We start from the raw sequence: 19,278 nt of genomic DNA on the forward strand, positions 1-19,278 counted from the left end.
AACACCCCCGCATGACCCGAATCCGAGCGAATAAAAGGGACAGATTTATTTTTCCTACCCTGATTTCTGAGCAGGGAGGCTCCAGTGCAGACGCCGTAAGGAGGCTCCGCGATGCCTAGGCAGAGGCGAGTGGTTTTACTGAACTATCCGCTTTACGTGGTTCAGTGTGGGTAAGATCGGCAGTGGTATACAGTAGAAATGAGAAATATAAGCACTAGCCAAAACTAGAGTAGGGAAAATAAATCTGTCCCCTTTTCCCAGTCCCCTTTTCCCATGGGCCGGCGCCGCAGCTCCCCCAGTTCTATATCGAGGTTTGACTGAGCCGAGCCGACCAGCTTGCAGGCATGCTGGTCGTACCCGTCATCGGAAAAACTCATCTGGGTTATGCGGCAAGGCTCAGATTCAGCGAGAACTGTATTTCAACAGATCTACCAAGGCTTCCTGGATCTATTCTATTACTTATCTTCTATAACGCTAGACTCTGCTCCTTCGAAACCGCTTAACCAATGTGGTTCATCAAGGGAGTACTTGGTTACAGTAAATCCGTCAGGGAACTCTTTGAACCCTGGGAGCTTTAGGTATTTGGGGATTTCTGAGTTTGCCCTATCCTCTGTGCTGAATACTCCTAGAAGCTTATAGCTTTCACTTTCAGAGTCTCCGTATGTATGGTGGAGTATGAATACGTTATCCATCAGTGCCTCCATTTTTTTAGGAGTTTGATTACTTGGGGTCTATGAACGATCTGTCACCCCACTTTTTGATCTGGTTGTATTCAGAGCCTGGTCCGTCTTTCCAGTTACCTTTGCCATATTTTTGATCCATGATGCGTTTGGCAAAGTCTTTCCCTGATTCGCCTTGATATGGCCTATCCCCTTTTGCCCAGCTTGGAACGTCTTTAGCTCCTGCCTTTCCTGAAACTCCTGGCTTGTTGACCTTCCAAGGACCTTTGGGGCCAAGTGGAGGCGCAATTCCCAAGACTGGGGTCTGTACTTCGTAGGTCCAAAGGCAATCGGAGGTTTTAAACACACGGAAGCCATAGACCATATTCCCCCATAGCCATCTATCAATGCTACTGTTCAAAGACTCCTGATAAGCAAGAGCATCTGCTCGTGCCGCAGCCTCTGTTGCAAACAGATCCCCTGGAGCCAGTCCTAGTGGATCTGAAAGTCCGAGTGGATTTCCCTCTACATATCCATATGTATTTAACCCTCCTACCAACCCAATCGGATCACTCTCCACATACCGCCCAGTCTCCGGATCATAGTCGCGGAAGTAGTTGTAGTGCAGCCCGCTCTCCGCATCGTAGTACTGCCCGGGGAAGCGCAGGTTGACCTGGGTGCTGCCCTGGCTCAGCGCTTCGCCGCGGCCGAAGGCGTCGGACTGCCACTGCCAGGCGATCTGGCCGCTAGCGTCGGTGGCCAGGCGCGGGGTGTCGAGGTGGTCGCCATGGAGGTAGAGCAGGGTCGGGTTGCCGACCTTGCCCTGGGCGTCGTAGTCGGCGTCGATGGTGGCCAGCGGCAGGCTGTCCAGCCACAGGTAGTACTGGGCTCGCAGTTTCCGGCCGCTGCCGTCGTGTTCGGCTTCGCCGAGCAATTGGCCGTCGGGACCGTAGAGGTAGGTGGTGACGCTCTCGGGGGTGAGCTTGACGATGCGCTGGCCGAGGGCGTTGTAGCGGTATTCGGCGACCTGCTGGCCGTCGAGGCTGACGCTTTGCAGGCGGCCCTGGGCGTCGTAGGCCAGTTTGCGCGCGGCGCGGTCCTGGGTGAGGTTGCCGGCGGCGTCGCTGGTCACCGCTTGCGCGCCGATGGCGGTCAATCGGTTGCTGTCGGGCGCGTACTGGTAGTCCTGGCTGCTGGCGGTGCCGCCTGAGGCGGGGTTGTCGCTGCGTTGGGTGCGGTTGCCGACCGCGTCGTAGGCATAGCTGCGCCTGCCCTGGACGCCGCGTTCCTCGGTCAGGCGGTCCAGCGGGTCGTACTGGTAGTCCAGGGTGCCCCAGAGGCTATGGCGGTGCTGCTGGATATTGCCATTGGCATCGTGCTGGTAGTCGCTCTGCCAGGGGCCGACCTTCTGCCGCAGCAGTTGGTAGTCCTGGTCGTACTCGCGGCTGAGGGCGATGCCGTTGCCCCAGGTCAGGCGCTGCAGCGGGCCGAAGGGCAGGTAGGCGATCTGCCCGACCAGGGGGCTCGGCGCCTTGTCGCCTACTGCCAGGGTCACGCTGGCGACCTGGCCGCCGGCGTTGCGCGGGTAGCCGATGGCGAGGCCGGAGGGGTAGCCGATCTCCAGCAGTTGGTTGGCCGCGTCGTAGCGGTAGGTCACGCGGTCGAGCAGGGTCTGCTGGTCGAGGCGGATGCTGCGTACCTGCTCGACCAGGTTGCCGCGCTCGTCGTAGCGGTACACCAGGCTGTCGCGGGCACCTTCGATGGCGCCCAGGCGGCCGATGCCTTTGTTGCCGTCGGCGGTGAGGTCGTAGCGGTACTGTACGTCGAGGCTCGGGTCGCTCGGCGAGTGGCGCTCGATCAGGCGATTGAGGGCGTCGTAGCGATACTCGGTGACCGCACCGCGAGCGTCGGTGCGGCGGATGACGTTGCCGGCGGCGTCGTGCTCGAAGGTGGTGGTGCCGCTGTCCGGGCTGACCAGTCGGGTCAGGTTGCCGAGGCCGTCGTATTCGTAGCGGGTGGTGACGCCGCGCGGGTCCTTGACCTCGGTGAGGTTGTCCTGGGCGTCGTAGGCGAGTTGGGTCTTGCCGCCGAGAGGATCGCTCTGGCCGACCAGCCGGTCGAGGGCGTCGAAGGCCTGGCTGTGGGCGAACTGGCGCGGGTTGGTTTCGCCGACCGGATTGTCGTTGAGGTCGTAGGCGAAGCTGCGTGTCTGGCCGCCGGCGCCGACCGCACGGAGCAGCCGGCCAAGCTCGTCGTAGGCCCATTGCTGCTGGCGCACCAGGCTGCCGCTGGCGTCCTTGATGCGCTGGGCGGTGCGATTGCCCTTGGTGTCGACGTCGTATTCGAGGCGTTCGCCGAGGTTGTTGCCGATCGCCACCAGGCGCCGTGCGTCGTCGTATTCGTAGCTCAGCCAACTGCCGTCGCCACGGGTGACGCGGGTGATCTGGCCGACCGCGTCGTAGTCGAAGCGGGTGGTGCTGCCGGCGGTGCTGACGGAGGCCAGCCAGCCGTCGACGCCGGTGTAGGCGAGGCTGCTGGTGACGCCGTTGGCATCGGTGATGCTGCCGGGCTTGCCGCGCTCGTCATAGTCGCCGAGGCGGGTGACCTGGCCGAGGGCGTTGGTCACCTGGGTCAGGTTGCCGCGACTGTCGTAGGCATAGAGGGTGACGTCCTGCACATCGGTGCGCGGACCGTCGGCGCGCTCGATCAGGCCGAGGGCGTTGTAGCTGTAGCTCCAGGCGCGCTCGGCCGCCTGCGCGGGCAGGGCGAGGGCACAGGCCAGGGCGAGGGCGCCGAGACGGGGGAAGTATGGGGGGATGCGCATGGGTGTCGTCCTTGTCAGCGGGTGGTGACGGTCTCGCCGGTCTTGCGTCCCTCGGCGTCGTACTGGTAGCGGGTGATCCGGCCGGGCTCGCTGACCTGCACCGGGAGGAACAGGGTCGGGTGCCAGTCGGTTGTGATGGTGCGCGCCTGCGCAGTGCCGGCGGCCTCGGTGCGCGAGGTCTCCAGGCCACGGGCGTTGTACTGGTAGGTGGTCAGGTTGCCGTTGTTGTCGCGTTTGCTGGTGAGCAGGCCCTGGTCATCGTAGGTGAAGGTGGAATTGCTGCTGGGGCAGTTGGGAGAGGGTTCGCCTTCGATAGACGTTATGTATTTTATACCTTGGATAAATTGAAAGTGATATGTTGTTTTTCTGCCGTACGGATTGACTATTGTCATGGAGTTATTGGTGATGTCTGATATTTGTGTCTTATCTATGCCTGATGCACGCTCTATCTCGAACAAGTAGTTGTTTCTGTATGTCCAAAGTGCCTCCTTTATATTGTCTCTTGCTGTTACGCTGCTTAGCTTCCATTTTGGAGAGGTCTGCGCATAGTCAAAGGTGGTGAGGGAGGCATTGTTGTTGTCTATTTTCCGAAGATTTAAAGAGTTGTCGTATATGAACTTGATTTTTTTGATTTCAGATTCAATTAAAAGCGGTTGAAGTCTAGTGTCTTGGGTGATCGTAGTGGTGAATTTTGTCTTGGAGGAAATTATCAGTTTATTGTTTGGTGATTGAGTGACTGTGTACTCTACTTTGTTGATTTTTTTGCTTATTAGTTTTCCGTTTTTATCGAACTCAAGTCGATTGTTTTCTATGGAGTCGTAAATGTATCCTGTTTCTGTCTTTGTCAGGGTTTCAGGATGCTTCTGGAGGGAGGGGAAAGTTGCCGTCCTACCGTCGCTGAGCGAGATGTATGTATTTCCTTGGATATTAATTAGAAAATCAGAGAAATTATGTCTCCATAAATTATTTTTGCCGTCATAGTGTACACTGATAGGCGGGGATCTGGGGTCTGCTGGCACTGTATATGTATAATCTGGCTCACCAGTATAGATGTTGTAAATACTGGGGCTGGCGCATGAGTCTGTTTTTGGAGGAACTCCCTCTAGACATGATCCATTGATAAAATTAGGATGCTGGCAGCTGGATAGGTTGTACAGGACAGGTCCTGGTAGGTATTGGTTTGTGAAGACTTGGCCTGTGGGTACTGTCTCTGTGTAGTGGCATTTCGAGTAGAGCACAGATCCTGCAGGATATACTTCGGTATATATATATCGATATTTATAACCTAAAGGTGCGTTGTCTTGCTTCTTTTGTACTGCTTTTTCGCAGTTAGGGACAGGGCTTGTGGTGCATTTGCTAGGGTCTCCAGGGCCGCCTGCGGTAGTCCAGCAAAAAATTTCTGAGTCAGAGGAGAATGCAAAGTTATGTTGAGTGATTAAAAAGAGCATGCTTATTGTTGTGATAGGATGTTCTTTAAGTTTCAACATGAGAACTCCTTGCTGAATATATAAAGGCTAAATCTTCCAGCTCCATGGTTTGGTGTGATGGAGCGTCGGTTGAAAGGTAACTCTCTAGTTCGTTGTAACCGCCTCTCCGGTCTTGCGTCCCTCGGCGTCGTACTGGTAACGGGTGCTCCGGCCGGGCTCGCTGACCTGCACCGGGAGGAACAGGGTCGGGTGCCAGTCGGTTGTGATGGTGCGCGCCTGCGCAGTGCCGGCGGCCTCGGTGCGCGAGGTCTCCAGGCCACGGGCGTTGTACTGGTAGGTGGTCAGGTTGCCGTTGTTGTCGCGTTTGCTGGTGAGCAGGCCCTGGTCATCGTAGGTGAAGGTGGAATTGCTGCTGGGGCAGTTGGGAGAGGGTTCGCCTTCGATGGCGACGATGCGCTTGATACCCTGGATCACCTGGAAGCGGTAGGTGGCCTGCTTGCCGTATTCGTTGGTGACGGTGGTGGAGTCGTCATCGTTGTAGGCGAGGGAGACCTTTTCGGCGCCGTTGGCGTGTTCGCTGGAGATGGCGCGGCCTTGGTCGTCGTAGGTCCAGGTGGCGTAACGCGTGCCTTGTTCGTCGATGATTCCAACCATTAACCCGGCATTGCCACTGTCAGCATAGAGATACTTCCGGGTGCGGTTGAGTCCTTGGGACGTGGTTTTCTTCGAAACCAGCCTGGCGCCCCCGTCATATAGATATTCCATTTTCAGGGAACCGTTGTAATCGACGAGGTAGGGTTGTTTCGTTGCGTTCCAGGAAACGGTTAGGGTGTTTCCGAACCCATCTTTAGCCTTGGTGGTGGAGAGGTTCGGATAGGTTATCGTGATGACCTGCCCCCTGACTTTCCTCTGGATAAGCCGGCCCTGGACATCGAAAAGTGAGCTGGTTCCGTCCCTATAGTCATACCTCCAGCCTGCCTGGTCTTTTGAAAGTGTACCCGTCGTTGCGTCGGACGATATTGCGCCGTCAGTCAGCCTGAATAGTTCCTGACGACCATCGGGTAGAGATAGGGAAATATTTTCGCCTACTATTTTTAAGCCTTCCTGGAAGGTGTTCGTCCACATTCCGGTAATGCTGTTGTAGTATCTCTCGAACTGGAGAGGGGAGTGCGACGGATCTATATCGGTTTCACGTTGAAATTTATTGCCGATACTGGCATTTATAGGGTTTCCCTGGAAAGATGAGGGGCCTTGGCATCCGTTTTCGTTGGGGATTCCCGCGTTCTTTCGATCGGAGACGTCAGTGGGGCACTCGTACCGGCCATTGAAAAGGTTGTATGGGCAGCCAGTTGGAGGAGCCTGAGTAACGTTTACAGCCGTGCCGGAGGCCCCCCACCAGTTAGGATTTCCGTAGGTAGCAGTGCCGGATGTAGCTGCTAGCGGAGACTTTCTGAATATGCTGATGCTGCAAAAAAATGAATTGTATCGGGCATCTATAAGTGTTTTTCTGCTGATGTACCCTAGAACTACGTGACCACCCTTCAGATTGCTATCTATATAGTACCTGTCGCTGGCCGCGCAAGCGGCTTCGAGCGAGGGTTGTCGCCTATCTGGATATGGCACGTGTCCAGGTTGTCCAGGGGCTGGTCCTGAAACTGAAAGCTCCCAGCCTTCCTCCGCATGCACTACGGCGATGAATGTATTTAACAGGAGAAAAGCGAGAGCTTTGTACATTTCCATTCCTTGAAGTCTATTTGCACTGCTGATTATCAACGAGACTCAGCATCACTATAGATTGAACACCAGATGAACATCCTCCGGCTCCAACCGATACAACTCCTCATCCGGCTCCATGCACAGCCGGCATCCGAGTCTCATATAAAAATCCACCGTGTTCTGCGACGGCGTAGCCGAAACGTAGAGCGCGCTGGCGCCGAGGTGGCGGGCCTGGGTGGCGGCGAGGTGGAAGAGGTGGGCGCCGAGGCCGCGGCGGCGGTAGGCGTGGCTGAGGTGGAGGAACTTCAGTTGCAGCCAGTCGCGCTCGGGGCCGAGGCGGCGCGGGTCGAGGACTACCGCGCCGATCAGGTGGCCCTGGTCGAACAGGCCGAGGAACCAGCCGCCGCGGTCGAAGCAGTCGAGCAGAATCGGCGTGTAGTGCTCGGCCTCGCCCTCCGGCCAGCCGCGCATGTCGTAGAACTCGGGGCGCAGCACCAGTTGGCCGGCCTCGACGGAATACAGGTGTTCGATCACTTCGCTGCGGTCGATCTCCCAGACCAGGGGGATTTCGTCGCGGCGCAGCAGGCGTTCTTCGGTCATCGTGGTTTCCTTGCGCTGAGGCCGTACATCAGCGGCAGGCGCGGACGATCGGCGGGCGGCAGCATGCGTCCGCCGCCGCCGTCGCGCATGCCGTCGAAGCCGGCCCAGCCGTTGGCGTAGGGGTATTCCTCCAGCCGTTCGAGTTGCAGGCCGGCGCCGAGCAGGGCGCCGATCACATCGGCCAGGCCCCACTGGAACTCGTAGCTGGGATGAGGGTTGCTGAAGTTCTCGACGCCGGCGCGGTAGCCGGAGGGCGCCAGGCTGGCGCCGGACTCGGCGACATAGTCGCTGACGCCGCTCTCGGCGATCGGCTCGCGGCTGAAGTAGTCGTAGGCCGGTTGCCAGTGTGGGTCGAAGTACAGGGCGAAAGGATGGAACTCCACCAGGACGAAGCGCCCACCGGGAACCAGCACCTGGGCGATGCCGTCGGCCCAGCGCTTGAGGTCGGAGAGCCAGACCAGCGTGCCGTAGGAGGCGAAGACCCGCTCGAAGCGTTCGCCACGGGTGGCGGCGACGGGCAGCCAGCGGAGGATGTCGTCGCGCTGGAAGTCGGCGGCGATGCCGCTGTCGCGGGACAGCTGGCGGGCGAAGTCGATGGCGCTGTCGGCGATGTCGACCCCGGTGACGTGGGCGCCAAGGCGCGCCAGGCTCAGGCTGTCCTGTCCGGCGTTGCATTGCAGATGCAGCAGGCGCAGGCCGTCGAGATGGCCGAGCAGTTGCAGTTCCTCGGGATAGAGCGTGGAACCGCCGTTGCGGAAGAAGGCGGCCTGGTCGGCCTTGTGGCTGTTGTGCGCCCGGGTGGCGGCGTTCCACGACAGCCGGTTGGCCTCGTGCAGGTCGGATCGCATGGTTCGACTCCTTCCCTGGAGTGCGCCACCGCGCGGATGGCGGGTCCGGGGGATTACATGTCCTTGATGCTGCGCACCTGGTCCTTGTTGACGCGGGTGCGCTTGCCGTCCAGTTGCTCCAGTTCGTAGAAGCCGGAACTACGATCATAGCGCGGGGTATCCACCGCCTGGATCTCGCGGCCATCGTTGAGGGTGACGATGGTCGGGGTGGAGCAGCCGGCCAGGACGGCGAATGCGGACGAGAGCAACAGGGCGGGCAGCAGACGGGAGGTCATCGGAATTTTCCTTCGGACGGTTTTCGAGGCGGCGGATTCTACTCCAGTCGCGGCGCAACCGCTCTAGCCTGGATCACAGCGGCAAATTTCCGCTGTGATCGTACGTCTCTTCCGGTGAGCCGCCCGGATGGCGGCGCCTATTCGAAGGGAGATTCCATGTCTGCCGTTTCCACCTCGTTGTTGCTTTTCCTCAACCTGCTGACCCCGGCCCAGGCCGCCCAGCCCGTGCCGCTGGCCGATGGCCGCATCGAGATCGCTGCCGGCGAGAGCCGCCAGCGCTACCTCGACCTTGCCCCCGGCGAGTTGCAGTTGCTCGACCTGGAGGTCGACCGCGGCCGCGTCCGCCTGCGCGCCACCACGCCCGACGGCAAGGCGTTGCGCGCGACGGAGCTGGCCGGACGCCAGTCGCTCGGCCTGCAGGCCGGCGAGCGCCAGGGCCTGCGCCTGACCTTCAGCGCCGACGAAGACACCGCACTGACCCTGATCCCCACCCAGCGCCTCACCCCGCAGACCCCGGCGCTTGATTCGCCGGCGCCGCAGAGCCCGACCCTGCAACGCCTGCAGGCGGAGCTTGCGGAAAAGCGCCCCGGCGCGCTGAAGGCGTTCTGGAAGCAGGTAGCGAAGCAGGGCACGCCGCTGGTGGAGCCGCTGGATGCCGAACGTGTGCTGGTCACCTTCCTCTGGCGCCAGCAGCGTCCCGGCGACGTGCGCCTGCTGTGGCCGACCCCGGAGGTCAACACCCGCCGCTTCGAGGCCCTGGCCGGCAGCGACGTACGCTACCTGAGCCTGCCGCTGCGCCGCGACGCGCGGGTTTCCTACCAGCTCAGCGCCGACCTGCCGGACCTGCAACAGGCCGATCGCGGCACCTTGCGCCTGGCGTTGCAGGCGGCGGCGCGGCCGGACCCGCTGAGCCGCACGCCGTGGCTCAACAGCCGCGCGCTGCCGCGGGCCGAGCAGGCCTCGCTGGTGCAGCTCGGCGGCGCCCCTGCCGAGACCTGGGACCAGCCGCGCAAGGACGTGCCGCGCGGCAAGGTGGAGCGCCTCGGCTATAGCAGCCAGGCCCTGGCCAACCAGCGCCAGCTGACGCTCTACACGCCGCCGGGCTACGACCCCGAGGGCCAGCGCTATCCGCTGCTGGTGCTGTTCGACGAGGACCACTACGCGCGCGACGTACCGACCCCGACCATCCTCGACAACCTGATTGCCGCCGGGCGTATCCGCCCGACCCTGGCGGTAATTGTCGGCAATGTCGACGCCAGCAGCCGGGGCCGCGAGCTACCCTGCAACGAGGCCTTCGCCGACATGCTCGCCCATGAGCTGCTGCCCTGGTTGCAGCAGCGCTATGCATTGAGCGAGGAGCCTGCCGATCGCGTGCTTTCCGGTTCCAGCTACGGCGGGCTGGCCTCGGGCTGCATCGCCTACCGTTACCCAGAACGCTTCGGCAAGGTGCTGAGCCTGTCCGGCTCGTTCTGGTGGGGGCCGGACGAGCAGCAGCCGCAGTGGCTGGTACGGCAGTTCGCCGCTGGCGAGCGTTTGCCGCTGACGTTCTTCCTCAGTTCCGGCCTGCTCGAGGAGCCCGAGGCGGACGGCATTCTCGGCAGCAACCGCAGCCTGCGCGCGGCGCTGCAAGGCAAGGGCTACCCGCTGCACTACCGCGAGTTCCCCGGCGGTCACGACTACGCGGCGTGGAGCCTGGAGCTTGCCGAAGGGTTGCAGGCCTTGTTGCCGGCGCATTGAGCCGGCTGGCTGGCGTGGGGCGGATAGCCGCTTGCGGTTATCCGCCGTGCCGCGGTCTGGAGATGGGGGAAGGCTGTCCGGAGCGTATTCGCAATGCCCACCGCGTTGCGGAATCGGAAAAAATCGTCCAGGGCCATTTGCCAGCGTCGGCGGATAGGGGACAATCGGCGTTCGCCTCAATCGAACGACAAGGATGTTCTCGATGCGCCGACTCTTGCGCCCGGTATTCTGCGCCGCGCTCTTCTGCCTGTACCCAGCGCTGGTCCAGGCTGCCGCAGAAAGCGAAATCCTCGGCCTGTTCCAGCGCTGGCAGGCCGCCCACGGGCAGCGCAGCGGCAAGGCCCTGGAAGGGGTCTATGCGCCGCGCCTGGACTACTATGGCCGCGCGCAGACGCGCGAGCGCACCCTCTCCGCCAAGCAGGCCTTCTTCGCCCGCCATCCCGACTTCGAGCAGCGCATCGTCGCTGCGCCGCAGATCGTGCCGGGCGACCAGGAAGGCCGCTACGAGGTGCGCTTCGTCAAGCAGGTACGCCTCGACGGACGCCTGCGCAACTATCCGGGGCTGCTCCTGGCCGAGCGCGCCGGGCCGGGCGATACCTGGCGCTTCGTCGGCGAGAGCGACGAGATCACCCGCTACGCCGTCGACCCGCGGTACACCCCGCTGGCTCGCGGCCGCTTCGCCGGTACCGAGGCGGACTTCGCCTGGGTAGTGGCCCACGCGCCGAACAGCGCCGCCTTGTGCGACGAATACGAGGATTGCCGCTGCGACCTCTGGAGCGCCGACGCGCGCGTCCCGCCCAAGCCGCTGGGCAGTTGCACCGGCGCGGTGCTCAGCGTCCTCGGCGACCTCGACGACAGCGGCCGCGAGCGCCTGCAACTGCTGCGTACCTGGTGGACCAGCACCTGGACCAAGTCGTCGCTGCTGGAAATCCGCGACGGCCAGTGGGTGCGGATGCTGCCGGACATCTCCACCACCTGGGACGATGCCGAGGCCGAGCTGGTGCTGTACAAGGCCGACCCGCAGCAGCCGGGCCGAGTGCTGGTGACCGAAACCGTGATGGACGACGAGGGCGACTGGAGCCACCGCACCCGCAGCGAGGCGCTGCGCCCCGTACCCTGACGCCGGCCCCTTGGGCTGGGCGGCGCCAGGCCGTACAATCGACGGCTTTATGGCGAGCGTCGCCGCAGTCCAGGTTCCCGCATGCGCATCCACGTCTCCTTCATCGACCGTGTCGGCATCACCCAGGAGGTGCTGGCGCTGCTGGGCGGGCGCAACCTGAACCTGGACGCGGTGGAAATGGTGCCGCCGAACGTCTACATCGACGCGCCGACCCTCAGTCCCGAAGTGCTGGAGGAACTGCGCGCAGCGCTGCTGGGCATCCGTGGCGTGCAGGCGATGACCGTGGTCGACATCCTTCCCGGCCAGCGCCGCCGCTTGCAGCTCGATGCGTTGCTGGCGGCGATGGCCGATCCGGTGCTGGCGGTGGACGGCAAGGGCCTGGTGCTGCTGGCCAACCCGGCCTTCAGCGAGCGCTGCGGACGCGACCCGGCCGGCGAGCGGCTGGCCAGCCTGTTCGACGATGAAACCCTGGAGGATGCGCTGGTCGAGCAGGGCTTCCGCCTGCCGCTGCGCGAAGTGACCTTCATGGGCCAGGCCCTGCTGCTCGATGCCACGCCGATCACCGAAGGGCCGGGCGAGGGCGAGCGGCACCTGGCCGGCGGCCTGCTGACCCTCTACGAACCGAACCGTATCGGCGAGCGCCTGGCGGCCTTGCACCATGACCATGCCGAGGGGTTCGAGATGCTCCTCGGCGATTCCCAGCCGATCCGCACCCTGAAGACCCGCGCGCAGCGCGTGGCGGCGCTCGACGCGCCGCTGCTGATCCACGGCGAGACCGGTACCGGCAAGGAACTGGTGGCGCGCGGCTGTCACGCCCTGAGTGCGCGGCACAACTCGCCGTTCCTGGCGCTGAACTGCGCGGCGTTGCCGGAGAACCTGGCCGAAAGCGAGCTGTTCGGCTACGCCCCCGGCGCCTTCACCGGCGCCCAGCGCGGCGGCAAGCCGGGCCTGCTGGAGCTGGCCCACCAGGGCACGGTGTTCCTCGACGAGATCGGCGAGATGTCCCCCTATCTGCAAGCCAAGCTGCTGCGCTTCCTCAGCGACGGCAGCTTCCGCCGGGTCGGCGGCGACCGCGAGGTGAGGGTCGACGTGCGGATCCTCAGCGCCACCCACCGCAACCTGGAGAAGATGGTCGCCGAGGGCAGCTTCCGCGAGGACCTGTTCTACCGCCTCAACGTGCTCAGCCTGGAAGTCCCGCCGTTGCGCGAGCGCGGCCACGACATCCTGCTGCTGGCGCGGCACTTCATGCAGCAGGCCTGTGCGCAGATCCAGCGCCCGGTGTGCCGGCTGGCGCCGGGCACCTACCCGGCGCTGCTGAACAACCGCTGGCCGGGCAACGTGCGCCAGTTGCAGAACGTGATCTTCCGCGCCGCTGCGATCTGCGAGAGCAGCCTGGTGGATATCGGCGACCTGGAGATCGCCGGCACCGCCGTGGCGCGGCAGAACGACGGCGAGGTGGGCAGCCTGGAGGAGGCGGTGGAGGGCTTCGAGAAAGCCCTGCTGGAGAAGCTCTACGTCAGCTATCCATCGACCCGCCAGTTGGCGGCGCGCCTGCAGACCTCGCACACCGCCATCGCCCACCGCCTGCGCAAGTACGGCATCGGCCCGCGCGCCTGAAGCGGGCTCAGCCCTCGCTGGAATACACCGGCTTGCCGGCGAACCAGGTCTTCAGCACCTTGGTTTCGCCCAGTTGCGTCTCCGGCACCTCGAACACGTCGCGGTCGAGGACGATGAAGTCCGCCTGCTTGCCCGGCTCCAGGCTGCCGATCCGGCGCTCCAGGCCGATGGTCCGCGCAGCGTTGCGGGTGTAGGCGTAGAACATGGTCTGGCGGTCCAGGCGTTCGCCGGCGTTGAGCACGCCCTGCGGGCCCTTGCGGGTCACCGCCTGCTGGATGGCCTTCCACGGCGACAGGCTGGACACCGGCCAGTCGCTGGCCCCGGCGATGGTCGCGCCCTTGCTCAGCAGGGAGTGCGCCGGGTACTGGTAGCGGTAGGCGAAGGCGCTGATGTAGGGCTTCATCAGGTCCACCGTGGTTTCGTCGGCGGCGGCCCAGTACAGCTGCATCGAGGCGATCACGCCGAGCGGCCTGAAGCGCTCGAATTCCTTGGGATTGACCAGTTGCAGGTGGGTGATCGAATGGGCGATGCCGCTGTCGCGGTCGCGCCGCGCCTGCTGCATGCCGTTCAGCGCCTCGCGCACCGCGCGGTCGCCGATGGCGTGGACGTGGACCAGCCAGCCGCGGGCGTCGGCGGCGCTGACCAGTTCGCCGAAGTGCGCCGGGTCGATCAGCAGTTCGCCCGTCTTCCTGCTGTTGCGGTAGGGCTCGAGGAGCGCGGCGGTCTGCGCCGGGTATTCCGGTACGCCGTCGGCGAACACCTTGATTCCCGGCAGGGTCAGGTTGGGGCTGCCGAGGAAGCGCTGGCGCACCTTGTCCAGCACCTCGAGGTCGGCCGGCCGGCTGCGTGGGTTGGCGACCAGGAGGGCGGCGACGTGGGCGCTGAGTTCGCCGCCCTTGGCCAGCCGCTGGTAGACCGGTAGCACGCCGACGGTGTTCTCGTCGGGCCTGAGGCTGAACAGGGCGTCGCCCGGCGAGCCATTGGCGGCCGGGTCCATCCATGCGGTCAGGCCCAGCGAGTTGCTGTAGCGCACCGCGCTGCGTCCGGCTTCTAGCATCTGTTCCGCGCTCGGTGCCGGCAGTACCGCGAGCACCGCGTCGAGACCGGCATCGGCGAGGAAGCCGTTGGGGGTGGCGTCGGCGTCGTGGCCGATGGTGTTGCGCTGTTCCTCGGGCAGGGCGCGGACCCGCGCGGCGTCGATGCCGGCGCGTTTCAGCATGGCGGCGTTGGCCCAGCCGGTGTGGTGGTCGCTGCCGATGAAGGCCAGCGGCTGGTCGGCCCATTCGCCGTGGTCGAAGCGCGCGCGGAAGTCCTTGACCTGGCTCCAGTAGGCGGTATGCATGCCGCTGACATTGAGCATGTCGCCATGTCGCGCCTTGCCGTTGTCGCGCCAGGCGCGCAGGCGCCGTTCCAGTTCGTCGAGGCCGACCTGTTCGTTGCCCATGTCCGCGCCGGCCAGCTCCAGGCCGCCGAACACCGCGTGCGAATGGGTGTCGATCAGGCCGGGCATCAGGCGCTTGCCGCCGAGATCGACGACCTGGCTGTCGCCATCGGCCAGGGCGCGCAGCCCGGCCTCGTCGCCGACCGCGAGGATCCGCCCGTCCTCCACCGCCAGGGCCTCGGCGAAGGGTTGCTGCGGATTGGCGGTGAAGATCCTGGCGTTGACCACCAGCAGGTCGGCGGCGCCGAGGGCGTGCAGGGGGATGGCCAGGCAGGCGCCGGCGAGGAGGGTGGGAATCCGTTGCTTCATGGTGGTTTCCTTTGCTTCTTGGTCTTGTGTAGCGTGGCCCGGGCAAGGCGAGACTAGCCAAAGCGCCGGCCCGGCAGAACCGGGCGCGGCGCACAACACTTGTGCCGGAACGGAAGGAGTCGATGGACAAATTGAATGCCCTGGCGATGTTCGTCGCCACTGCCGAAACCGGTAGCTTCAGCCGTGGCGCCGAGCGCCTGGGCAAGACGCCCTCGGCGCTGACCAAGGCCGTCGCCCACCTGGAAGCGGAACTCGGCGCCCGCCTGTTCGAGCGCACCACCCGCAGCCTGGCGCTGACCGAGGCCGGGCAGATCTACCTGGAGGCGGCTCGTCAGTCCCTGGAAACACTGCGCACGGCGGGGCAGGAGATCGAACTGCTGGAGTCGGAGTTGCGCGGCGAACTGCGCCTCGCCGCGCCGCCGTCGTTCGCCGCGGCGTTCCTCCAGCAGGCCTGCGCCAGCTTCCTCGAGGCGCATCCGAGGATCAGCCTGCGGGTGGACCTCGACGAAACCTTCCTCGATCTCAGCGAAGGCGGCTACGACCTCGGCCTGCGCGACGGCCCCATCGACCTGCCGGGGCTGGTGGCGCGGCCGCTGGCGCCGAACCAGATCGTGCTTTGCGCCAGCCCCGCCTACCTGGCGCGGCAACCCGCGCCGCAAGGCCCGGAGGACTTCGAGCGGCACGCCTGGCTGGTCTTCCAGCACCCTTCGCTGAACCAGAACTTCTGGTGGATGGAACGCGACGGCGCCCGCCAGCGTATCGACCAGCCGCGCCCGCGACTGGCCAGCGACAACTACGACTTCCTGCTCGCCCACCTGCTGGCCGGGCTGGGCCTGCAGTTCTGTCCGCAGTGGAGTGTCGCGCCGCTGCTCGGCGAAGGGCGGCTGGTGCGCCTGCTCGGCGACTACCACTTCGACCCGGGGCCGTTCGGGCCCTCCATCCATGTCCTCTATCCGGGGCACCGGCGCAACACGCGGAAGGTCCGCGCGTTCCTCGAGCACCTGCGCGCCAGCTTGCAGCGACAGGGGCTGTGCCATCGGCTGTAACGCTTCGGTTACGAGTGGAACGAATTCGTTCCGATTGCAGGAAAAACCTTTGCTATCAGGCGTTTGCGCTCTGGTTCGGGAAATGTCCGGCGGGTCTGTAACGAAAGCGTTCCATGGCGGCCCTGTCCGGGTTTCCCCCGCGCCCGGCCACGCCCCGTGGCGACAGGGCCGGGGCCGCTTGGCACCCTGCTTGCTACGGGCTGCCGCAGAACAAAGTCCCGTCCCGACCGGGCGACCCGCTGACAATGAGGATCCAGCATGAGCAAGTTGCGCTTTACCACCGACCACGAATGGCTGCGCCAGGACGACGACGGGCTGCTGACCGTCGGCATCACCGCCTACGCCCAGGACGCCCTCGGTGACGTGGTATTCGTGCAGTTGCCGGAACTCGGCGAACACGCCGCCGGCAGTGAAGTGGCGGTGCTGGAGTCGGTCAAGGCCGCCAGCAACATCCTGATGCCGCTGGACGGCGAGGTGGTGGCGATCAACGACGCGCTGCCGGACGCCCCGGAGCTGGTCAACCAGGACCCGCTCGGCGAGGCCTGGTTCTTCCGCTTCCGTCCGGCCGACGCCGGCGCCTGGGAAAAGCTGCTCGACCAGGCCGCCTACGACCGCCTGCTGAACGCCAACGCCGACGCCTGAGGATCCCGTCATGACCGATAACCTGAACCTCGGCGCCATCGACCTGGGCACCGACGACGAATTCATCGCCCGCCATATCGGCCCGCGCGCCGCCGACACCCAGGCCATGCTCCAGCGCCTGGGCTACGACTCGCTGGACACGCTGATCGGCAACGTGATCCCGGACAGCATCAAGGGCAGCAGCGTGCTCGACCTGCCGGCCGGCATGGGCGAGGCCGAGGCGCTGGCCAGCCTGAAGGCGATCGCCGCGCGCAATCGCGCGTTGCGTTCCTTCATCGGCCAGGGCTACTACAACTGCCACACCCCGGCACCGATCCTGCGCAACCTCCTGGAGAACCCGGCCTGGTACACCGCCTACACGCCGTACCAGCCGGAAATCTCCCAGGGCCGCCTGGAGGCGCTGCTGAACTTCCAGACCCTGGTCAGCGACCTGTCCGGCCTGCCGATCGCCAACGCCTCGATGCTCGACGAGGCGACCGCCGCCGCCGAGGCCATGACCTTCTGCAAGCGCCTGTCGAAGAACCGCACCAGCCAGGCATTCTTCGCCTCCCGCCATTGCCACCCGCAGACCCTCGACGTGCTGCGCACCCGTGCCGAGCCGCTGGGCATCGAGGTGGTGGTCGGCGACGAGAGCGCCATCGAAGACTTCTCCGCCTACTTCGGCGCGTTGCTGCAATACCCCACCTGCGACGGCGAGATCGTCGACTATCGCGAACTGGTCAGCCGCTTCCATGCGGTCGATGCGCTGGTCGCGGTGGCCGCCGACCTGCTGGCGCTGACCCTGCTGACCCCGCCGGGCGAGTTCGGCGCCGACGTAGCCATCGGCAGCGCCCAGCGCTTCGGCGTGCCGCTCGGCTTCGGCGGCCCGCACGCGGCCTATTTCGCCACCCGCGACGCCTTCAAGCGGGACATGCCGGGACGTCTGGTCGGCGTCTCCATCGACCGCCACGGCAAGCCGGCCTACCGCCTGGCCATGCAGACCCGCGAGCAGCACATCCGCCGCGAGAAGGCCACCAGCAACATCTGCACCGCCCAGGTGCTGCTGGCCAACATCGCCAGCATGTTCGCCGTCTACCACGGCCCGCAGGGCCTGCTGCGCATCGCCCGGCGCACCCACCGGCTGACCGCGATCCTCGCCGCCGGCCTGGAGCGCCTGGGCGTGGCCGTCGAGCAGAAGCATTTCTTCGACACCCTGAGCCTGGCCACCGGCGCGCGTACCGCGGCGATCCATGCCAAGGCCCGCGCCGCCGGGATCAACCTGCGCGAGATCGATGCCGGCCGTCTCGGCCTGTCGCTCGACGAGACCGTCCGCCAGGCCGATGTGGAGACCCTCTGGGGCCTGCTGGCCGAAGAGGGCCAGGCGCTCCCGGACTTCGCCGCCCTTGCCGCCAGCAGCGGGGACCGCCTGCCGGTCGAGCTGCTGCGCCAGTCGGCGATCCTCAGCCACCCGATCTTCAACCGCCATCACTCGGAAACCGAGCTGATGCGCTACCTGCGCAAGCTGGCGGACAAGGACCTGGCGCTGGACCGCACGATGATCCCGCTGGGCTCCTGCACCATGAAGCTGAACGCCGCCAGCGAGATGATCCCGGTGACCTGGGCCGAATTCGGCAACCTGCACCCGTTCGCCCCGGCCGAGCAGAGCGAAGGCTACCGCCAGCTCACCGACGAACTGGAGGCGATGCTCTGTTCCGCCACCGGCTACGACGCCGTGTCGTTGCAGCCCAACGCCGGCTCCCAGGGTGAGTACGCCGGCCTGCTGGCGATCCGTGCCTACCACCAGAGCCGCGGCGACAGCCAGCGCGACATCTGTCTGATCCCGTCCTCCGCCCACGGTACCAACCCGGCTACCGCCAGCATGGTCGGCATGCGCGTGGTGGTGGTGGCCTGCGACGCGCGCGGCAACGTCGACGTCGAGGACCTGCGCAACAAGGCCAGCGAGCACAAGGAACGCCTGGCCGCGCTGATGATCACCTATCCGTCCACCCATGGCGTGTTCGAGGAAGCGATCCGCGAGATCTGCGCCATCGTCCACGACTGCGGCGGCCAGGTGTATATCGACGGCGCCAACATGAACGCCATGGTCGGCCTGTGCGCCCCGGGCAAGTTCGGTGGCGACGTTTCCCACCTGAACCTGCACAAGACCTTCTGCATCCCCCACGGCGGCGGCGGCCCGGGCGTCGGCCCGATCGGCGTGCGCGCGCACCTGGCGCCGTTCCTCCCCGGCCACGCTCGCGGCGAGCGCAAGGAAGGCGCGGTGAGCGCGGCGCCGTACGGCAGCGCGAGCATCCTGCCGATCACCTGGATGTACATCCGCATGATGGGCGGCGAAGGCCTCAAGCGCGCCTCGGAAATGGCCATCCTCAATGCCAACTACATCGCCCATCGCCTGGAGGAGCACTACCCGGTGCTCTACGCCGGCGGCAACGGCCTGGTCGCCCACGAATGCATCCTCGACCTGCGTCCGCTCAAGGACAGCAGCGGGATCAGCGTCGACGACGTGGCCAAGCGCCTGATGGACTTCGGCTTCCATGCGCCGACCATGTCCTTCCCGGTGGCCGGCACGCTGATGATCGAGCCCACCGAGAGCGAGTCGAAGGCCGAGCTGGACCGTTTCTGCGACGCGATGATCCGCATCCGCGAGGAAATTCGCGCGGTGGAACGCGGCGAGCTGGACAAGGAAGACAACCCGCTGAAGAACGCGCCGCACACCGCCGCCGAACTGCTCGGCGAATGGAACCATGCCTACAGCCGCGAGCAGGCCGCCTATCCGCTGGCCAGCCTGGTGGAGGCCAAGTACTGGCCGCCGGTGGGCCGCGTCGACAACGTCTACGGCGACCGCAACCTGACCTGCTCCTGCCCGCCGATCGAGGCGTACAGCGAGGAGTGACGGACGAGGAGGGCGCCGCCAGCGGCGGCGTCCTCGCGTTTCCGGCGATACCCCTTTCCCGGCGCCGCGCTTGCGTAGCGGCGCCGCGGCCACGCTCGCGCCAGCGAGCGTCCTGACACCGACACGA

General features: G+C 64.8%; 13 protein-coding genes and 1 pseudogene. 6 read left to right on the top strand and 8 right to left on the bottom strand.

Going from position 1 to position 19,278, the window contains the following annotated elements:
* Window positions 1-455: 455 nt before the first annotated feature.
* The 7 genes and pseudogenes from VQ067_RS13600 to VQ067_RS13630 form a co-directional block, all read right to left on the bottom strand.
* On the bottom strand, window positions 456-692 hold the full coding sequence (locus tag VQ067_RS13600; protein ID WP_071534362.1) for a DUF7336 domain-containing protein: 237 nt from the start codon (window positions 690-692) through the stop codon (window positions 456-458).
* Between the two features lie 28 nt (window positions 693-720).
* Window positions 721-3,483 carry an RHS repeat domain-containing protein gene (locus VQ067_RS13605; protein ID WP_033991613.1) on the bottom strand — a complete coding sequence of 921 codons (2,763 nt, stop codon included), beginning with the start codon at window positions 3,481-3,483 and terminating at the stop codon, window positions 721-723.
* Between the two features lie 14 nt (window positions 3,484-3,497).
* A pseudogene (locus VQ067_RS33515) lies at window positions 3,498-3,872 on the bottom strand (RHS repeat domain-containing protein); the annotation flags it as partial.
* Window positions 3,873-5,054: 1,182 nt separating this feature from the next.
* Window positions 5,055-6,185, bottom strand: coding sequence for a DUF6531 domain-containing protein (locus VQ067_RS13615; protein ID WP_371032336.1), 1,131 nt, complete (start codon window positions 6,183-6,185; stop codon window positions 5,055-5,057).
* 513 nt (window positions 6,186-6,698) lie between these two features.
* The gene (locus VQ067_RS13620) at window positions 6,699-7,226 is read right to left on the bottom strand and encodes a GNAT family N-acetyltransferase (RefSeq protein ID WP_033991611.1); all 528 of its coding nucleotides are present in this window, start codon (window positions 7,224-7,226) and stop codon (window positions 6,699-6,701) included.
* Entirely contained in the window at window positions 7,223-8,074 is an 852-nt protein-coding gene (locus tag VQ067_RS13625; protein ID WP_003146786.1) for a class I SAM-dependent methyltransferase, read from the bottom strand. Before VQ067_RS13625 ends, VQ067_RS13620 begins: the two co-directional genes overlap by 4 nt.
* A gap of 53 nt (window positions 8,075-8,127) precedes the next feature.
* Entirely contained in the window at window positions 8,128-8,349 is a 222-nt protein-coding gene (locus VQ067_RS13630; protein ID WP_003089729.1) for a YgdI/YgdR family lipoprotein, read from the bottom strand.
* A gap of 156 nt (window positions 8,350-8,505) precedes the next feature.
* Here VQ067_RS13630 and VQ067_RS13635 point away from each other — a divergent pair, with 156 nt between their 5' ends.
* The 3 genes from VQ067_RS13635 to VQ067_RS13645 all read left to right on the top strand — a co-directional run bounded on the left by VQ067_RS13635 (window position 8,506) and on the right by VQ067_RS13645 (window position 12,823).
* On the top strand, window positions 8,506-10,086 hold the full coding sequence (locus VQ067_RS13635; RefSeq protein WP_019681958.1) for an alpha/beta hydrolase: 1,581 nt from the start codon (window positions 8,506-8,508) through the stop codon (window positions 10,084-10,086).
* 202 nt (window positions 10,087-10,288) lie between these two features.
* A complete protein-coding gene (locus VQ067_RS13640) occupies window positions 10,289-11,206 on the top strand; it encodes a hypothetical protein (protein WP_003105796.1) in 918 nt (305 codons plus the stop codon).
* 81 nt (window positions 11,207-11,287) lie between these two features.
* A complete protein-coding gene (locus tag VQ067_RS13645; RefSeq protein WP_009876510.1) occupies window positions 11,288-12,823 on the top strand; it encodes a sigma-54-dependent transcriptional regulator in 1,536 nt (511 codons plus the stop codon).
* A 7-nt stretch (window positions 12,824-12,830) separates the two neighbouring features.
* On the opposite strand, the gene VQ067_RS13650 is transcribed toward VQ067_RS13645, so the two are convergent.
* Entirely contained in the window at window positions 12,831-14,573 is a 1,743-nt protein-coding gene (locus VQ067_RS13650) for an amidohydrolase (RefSeq protein WP_003089724.1), read from the bottom strand.
* A 122-nt stretch (window positions 14,574-14,695) separates the two neighbouring features.
* Here VQ067_RS13650 and VQ067_RS13655 point away from each other — a divergent pair, with 122 nt between their 5' ends.
* From VQ067_RS13655 to gcvP, 3 genes are all read left to right on the top strand, one after another.
* Window positions 14,696-15,619 carry a LysR family transcriptional regulator gene (locus tag VQ067_RS13655; RefSeq protein ID WP_003089722.1) on the top strand — a complete coding sequence of 308 codons (924 nt, stop codon included), beginning with the start codon at window positions 14,696-14,698 and terminating at the stop codon, window positions 15,617-15,619.
* Between the two features lie 258 nt (window positions 15,620-15,877).
* Window positions 15,878-16,261, top strand: coding sequence for a glycine cleavage system protein GcvH (gene gcvH / locus VQ067_RS13660; protein WP_003089718.1), 384 nt, complete (start codon window positions 15,878-15,880; stop codon window positions 16,259-16,261).
* A 10-nt stretch (window positions 16,262-16,271) separates the two neighbouring features.
* Window positions 16,272-19,151: an aminomethyl-transferring glycine dehydrogenase gene (gene gcvP, locus VQ067_RS13665; RefSeq protein WP_003111566.1), complete on the top strand. Its 2,880-nt coding sequence runs from the start codon at window positions 16,272-16,274 to the stop codon at window positions 19,149-19,151.
* The last annotated feature ends 127 nt before the right edge of the window (window positions 19,152-19,278 follow it).

Origin of the sequence: Pseudomonas sp. KBN12P06040, from assembly GCF_037574965.1 — a bacterium.
Lineage (GTDB): Bacteria > Pseudomonadota > Gammaproteobacteria > Pseudomonadales > Pseudomonadaceae > Pseudomonas > Pseudomonas aeruginosa.

Coding starts and splice junctions, on each gene's coding strand:
- VQ067_RS13640 (WP_003105796.1), top strand. CDS start 10,289: ATGCGCCGACTCTTGCGCCCGGTATTCTGCGCCGCGCTCTTCTGCCTG.
- VQ067_RS13620 (WP_033991611.1), bottom strand. CDS start 7,226: ATGACCGAAGAACGCCTGCTGCGCCGCGACGAAATCCCCCTGGTCTGG.
- VQ067_RS13635 (WP_019681958.1), top strand. CDS start 8,506: ATGTCTGCCGTTTCCACCTCGTTGTTGCTTTTCCTCAACCTGCTGACC.
- VQ067_RS13655 (WP_003089722.1), top strand. CDS start 14,696: ATGGACAAATTGAATGCCCTGGCGATGTTCGTCGCCACTGCCGAAACC.
- VQ067_RS13625 (WP_003146786.1), bottom strand. CDS start 8,074: ATGCGATCCGACCTGCACGAGGCCAACCGGCTGTCGTGGAACGCCGCC.
- VQ067_RS13645 (WP_009876510.1), top strand. CDS start 11,288: ATGCGCATCCACGTCTCCTTCATCGACCGTGTCGGCATCACCCAGGAG.
- gcvH (WP_003089718.1), top strand. CDS start 15,878: ATGAGCAAGTTGCGCTTTACCACCGACCACGAATGGCTGCGCCAGGAC.
- VQ067_RS13650 (WP_003089724.1), bottom strand. CDS start 14,573: ATGAAGCAACGGATTCCCACCCTCCTCGCCGGCGCCTGCCTGGCCATC.
- VQ067_RS13630 (WP_003089729.1), bottom strand. CDS start 8,349: ATGACCTCCCGTCTGCTGCCCGCCCTGTTGCTCTCGTCCGCATTCGCC.
- VQ067_RS13600 (WP_071534362.1), bottom strand. CDS start 692: ATGGATAACGTATTCATACTCCACCATACATACGGAGACTCTGAAAGT.
- VQ067_RS13605 (WP_033991613.1), bottom strand. CDS start 3,483: ATGCGCATCCCCCCATACTTCCCCCGTCTCGGCGCCCTCGCCCTGGCC.
- gcvP (WP_003111566.1), top strand. CDS start 16,272: ATGACCGATAACCTGAACCTCGGCGCCATCGACCTGGGCACCGACGAC.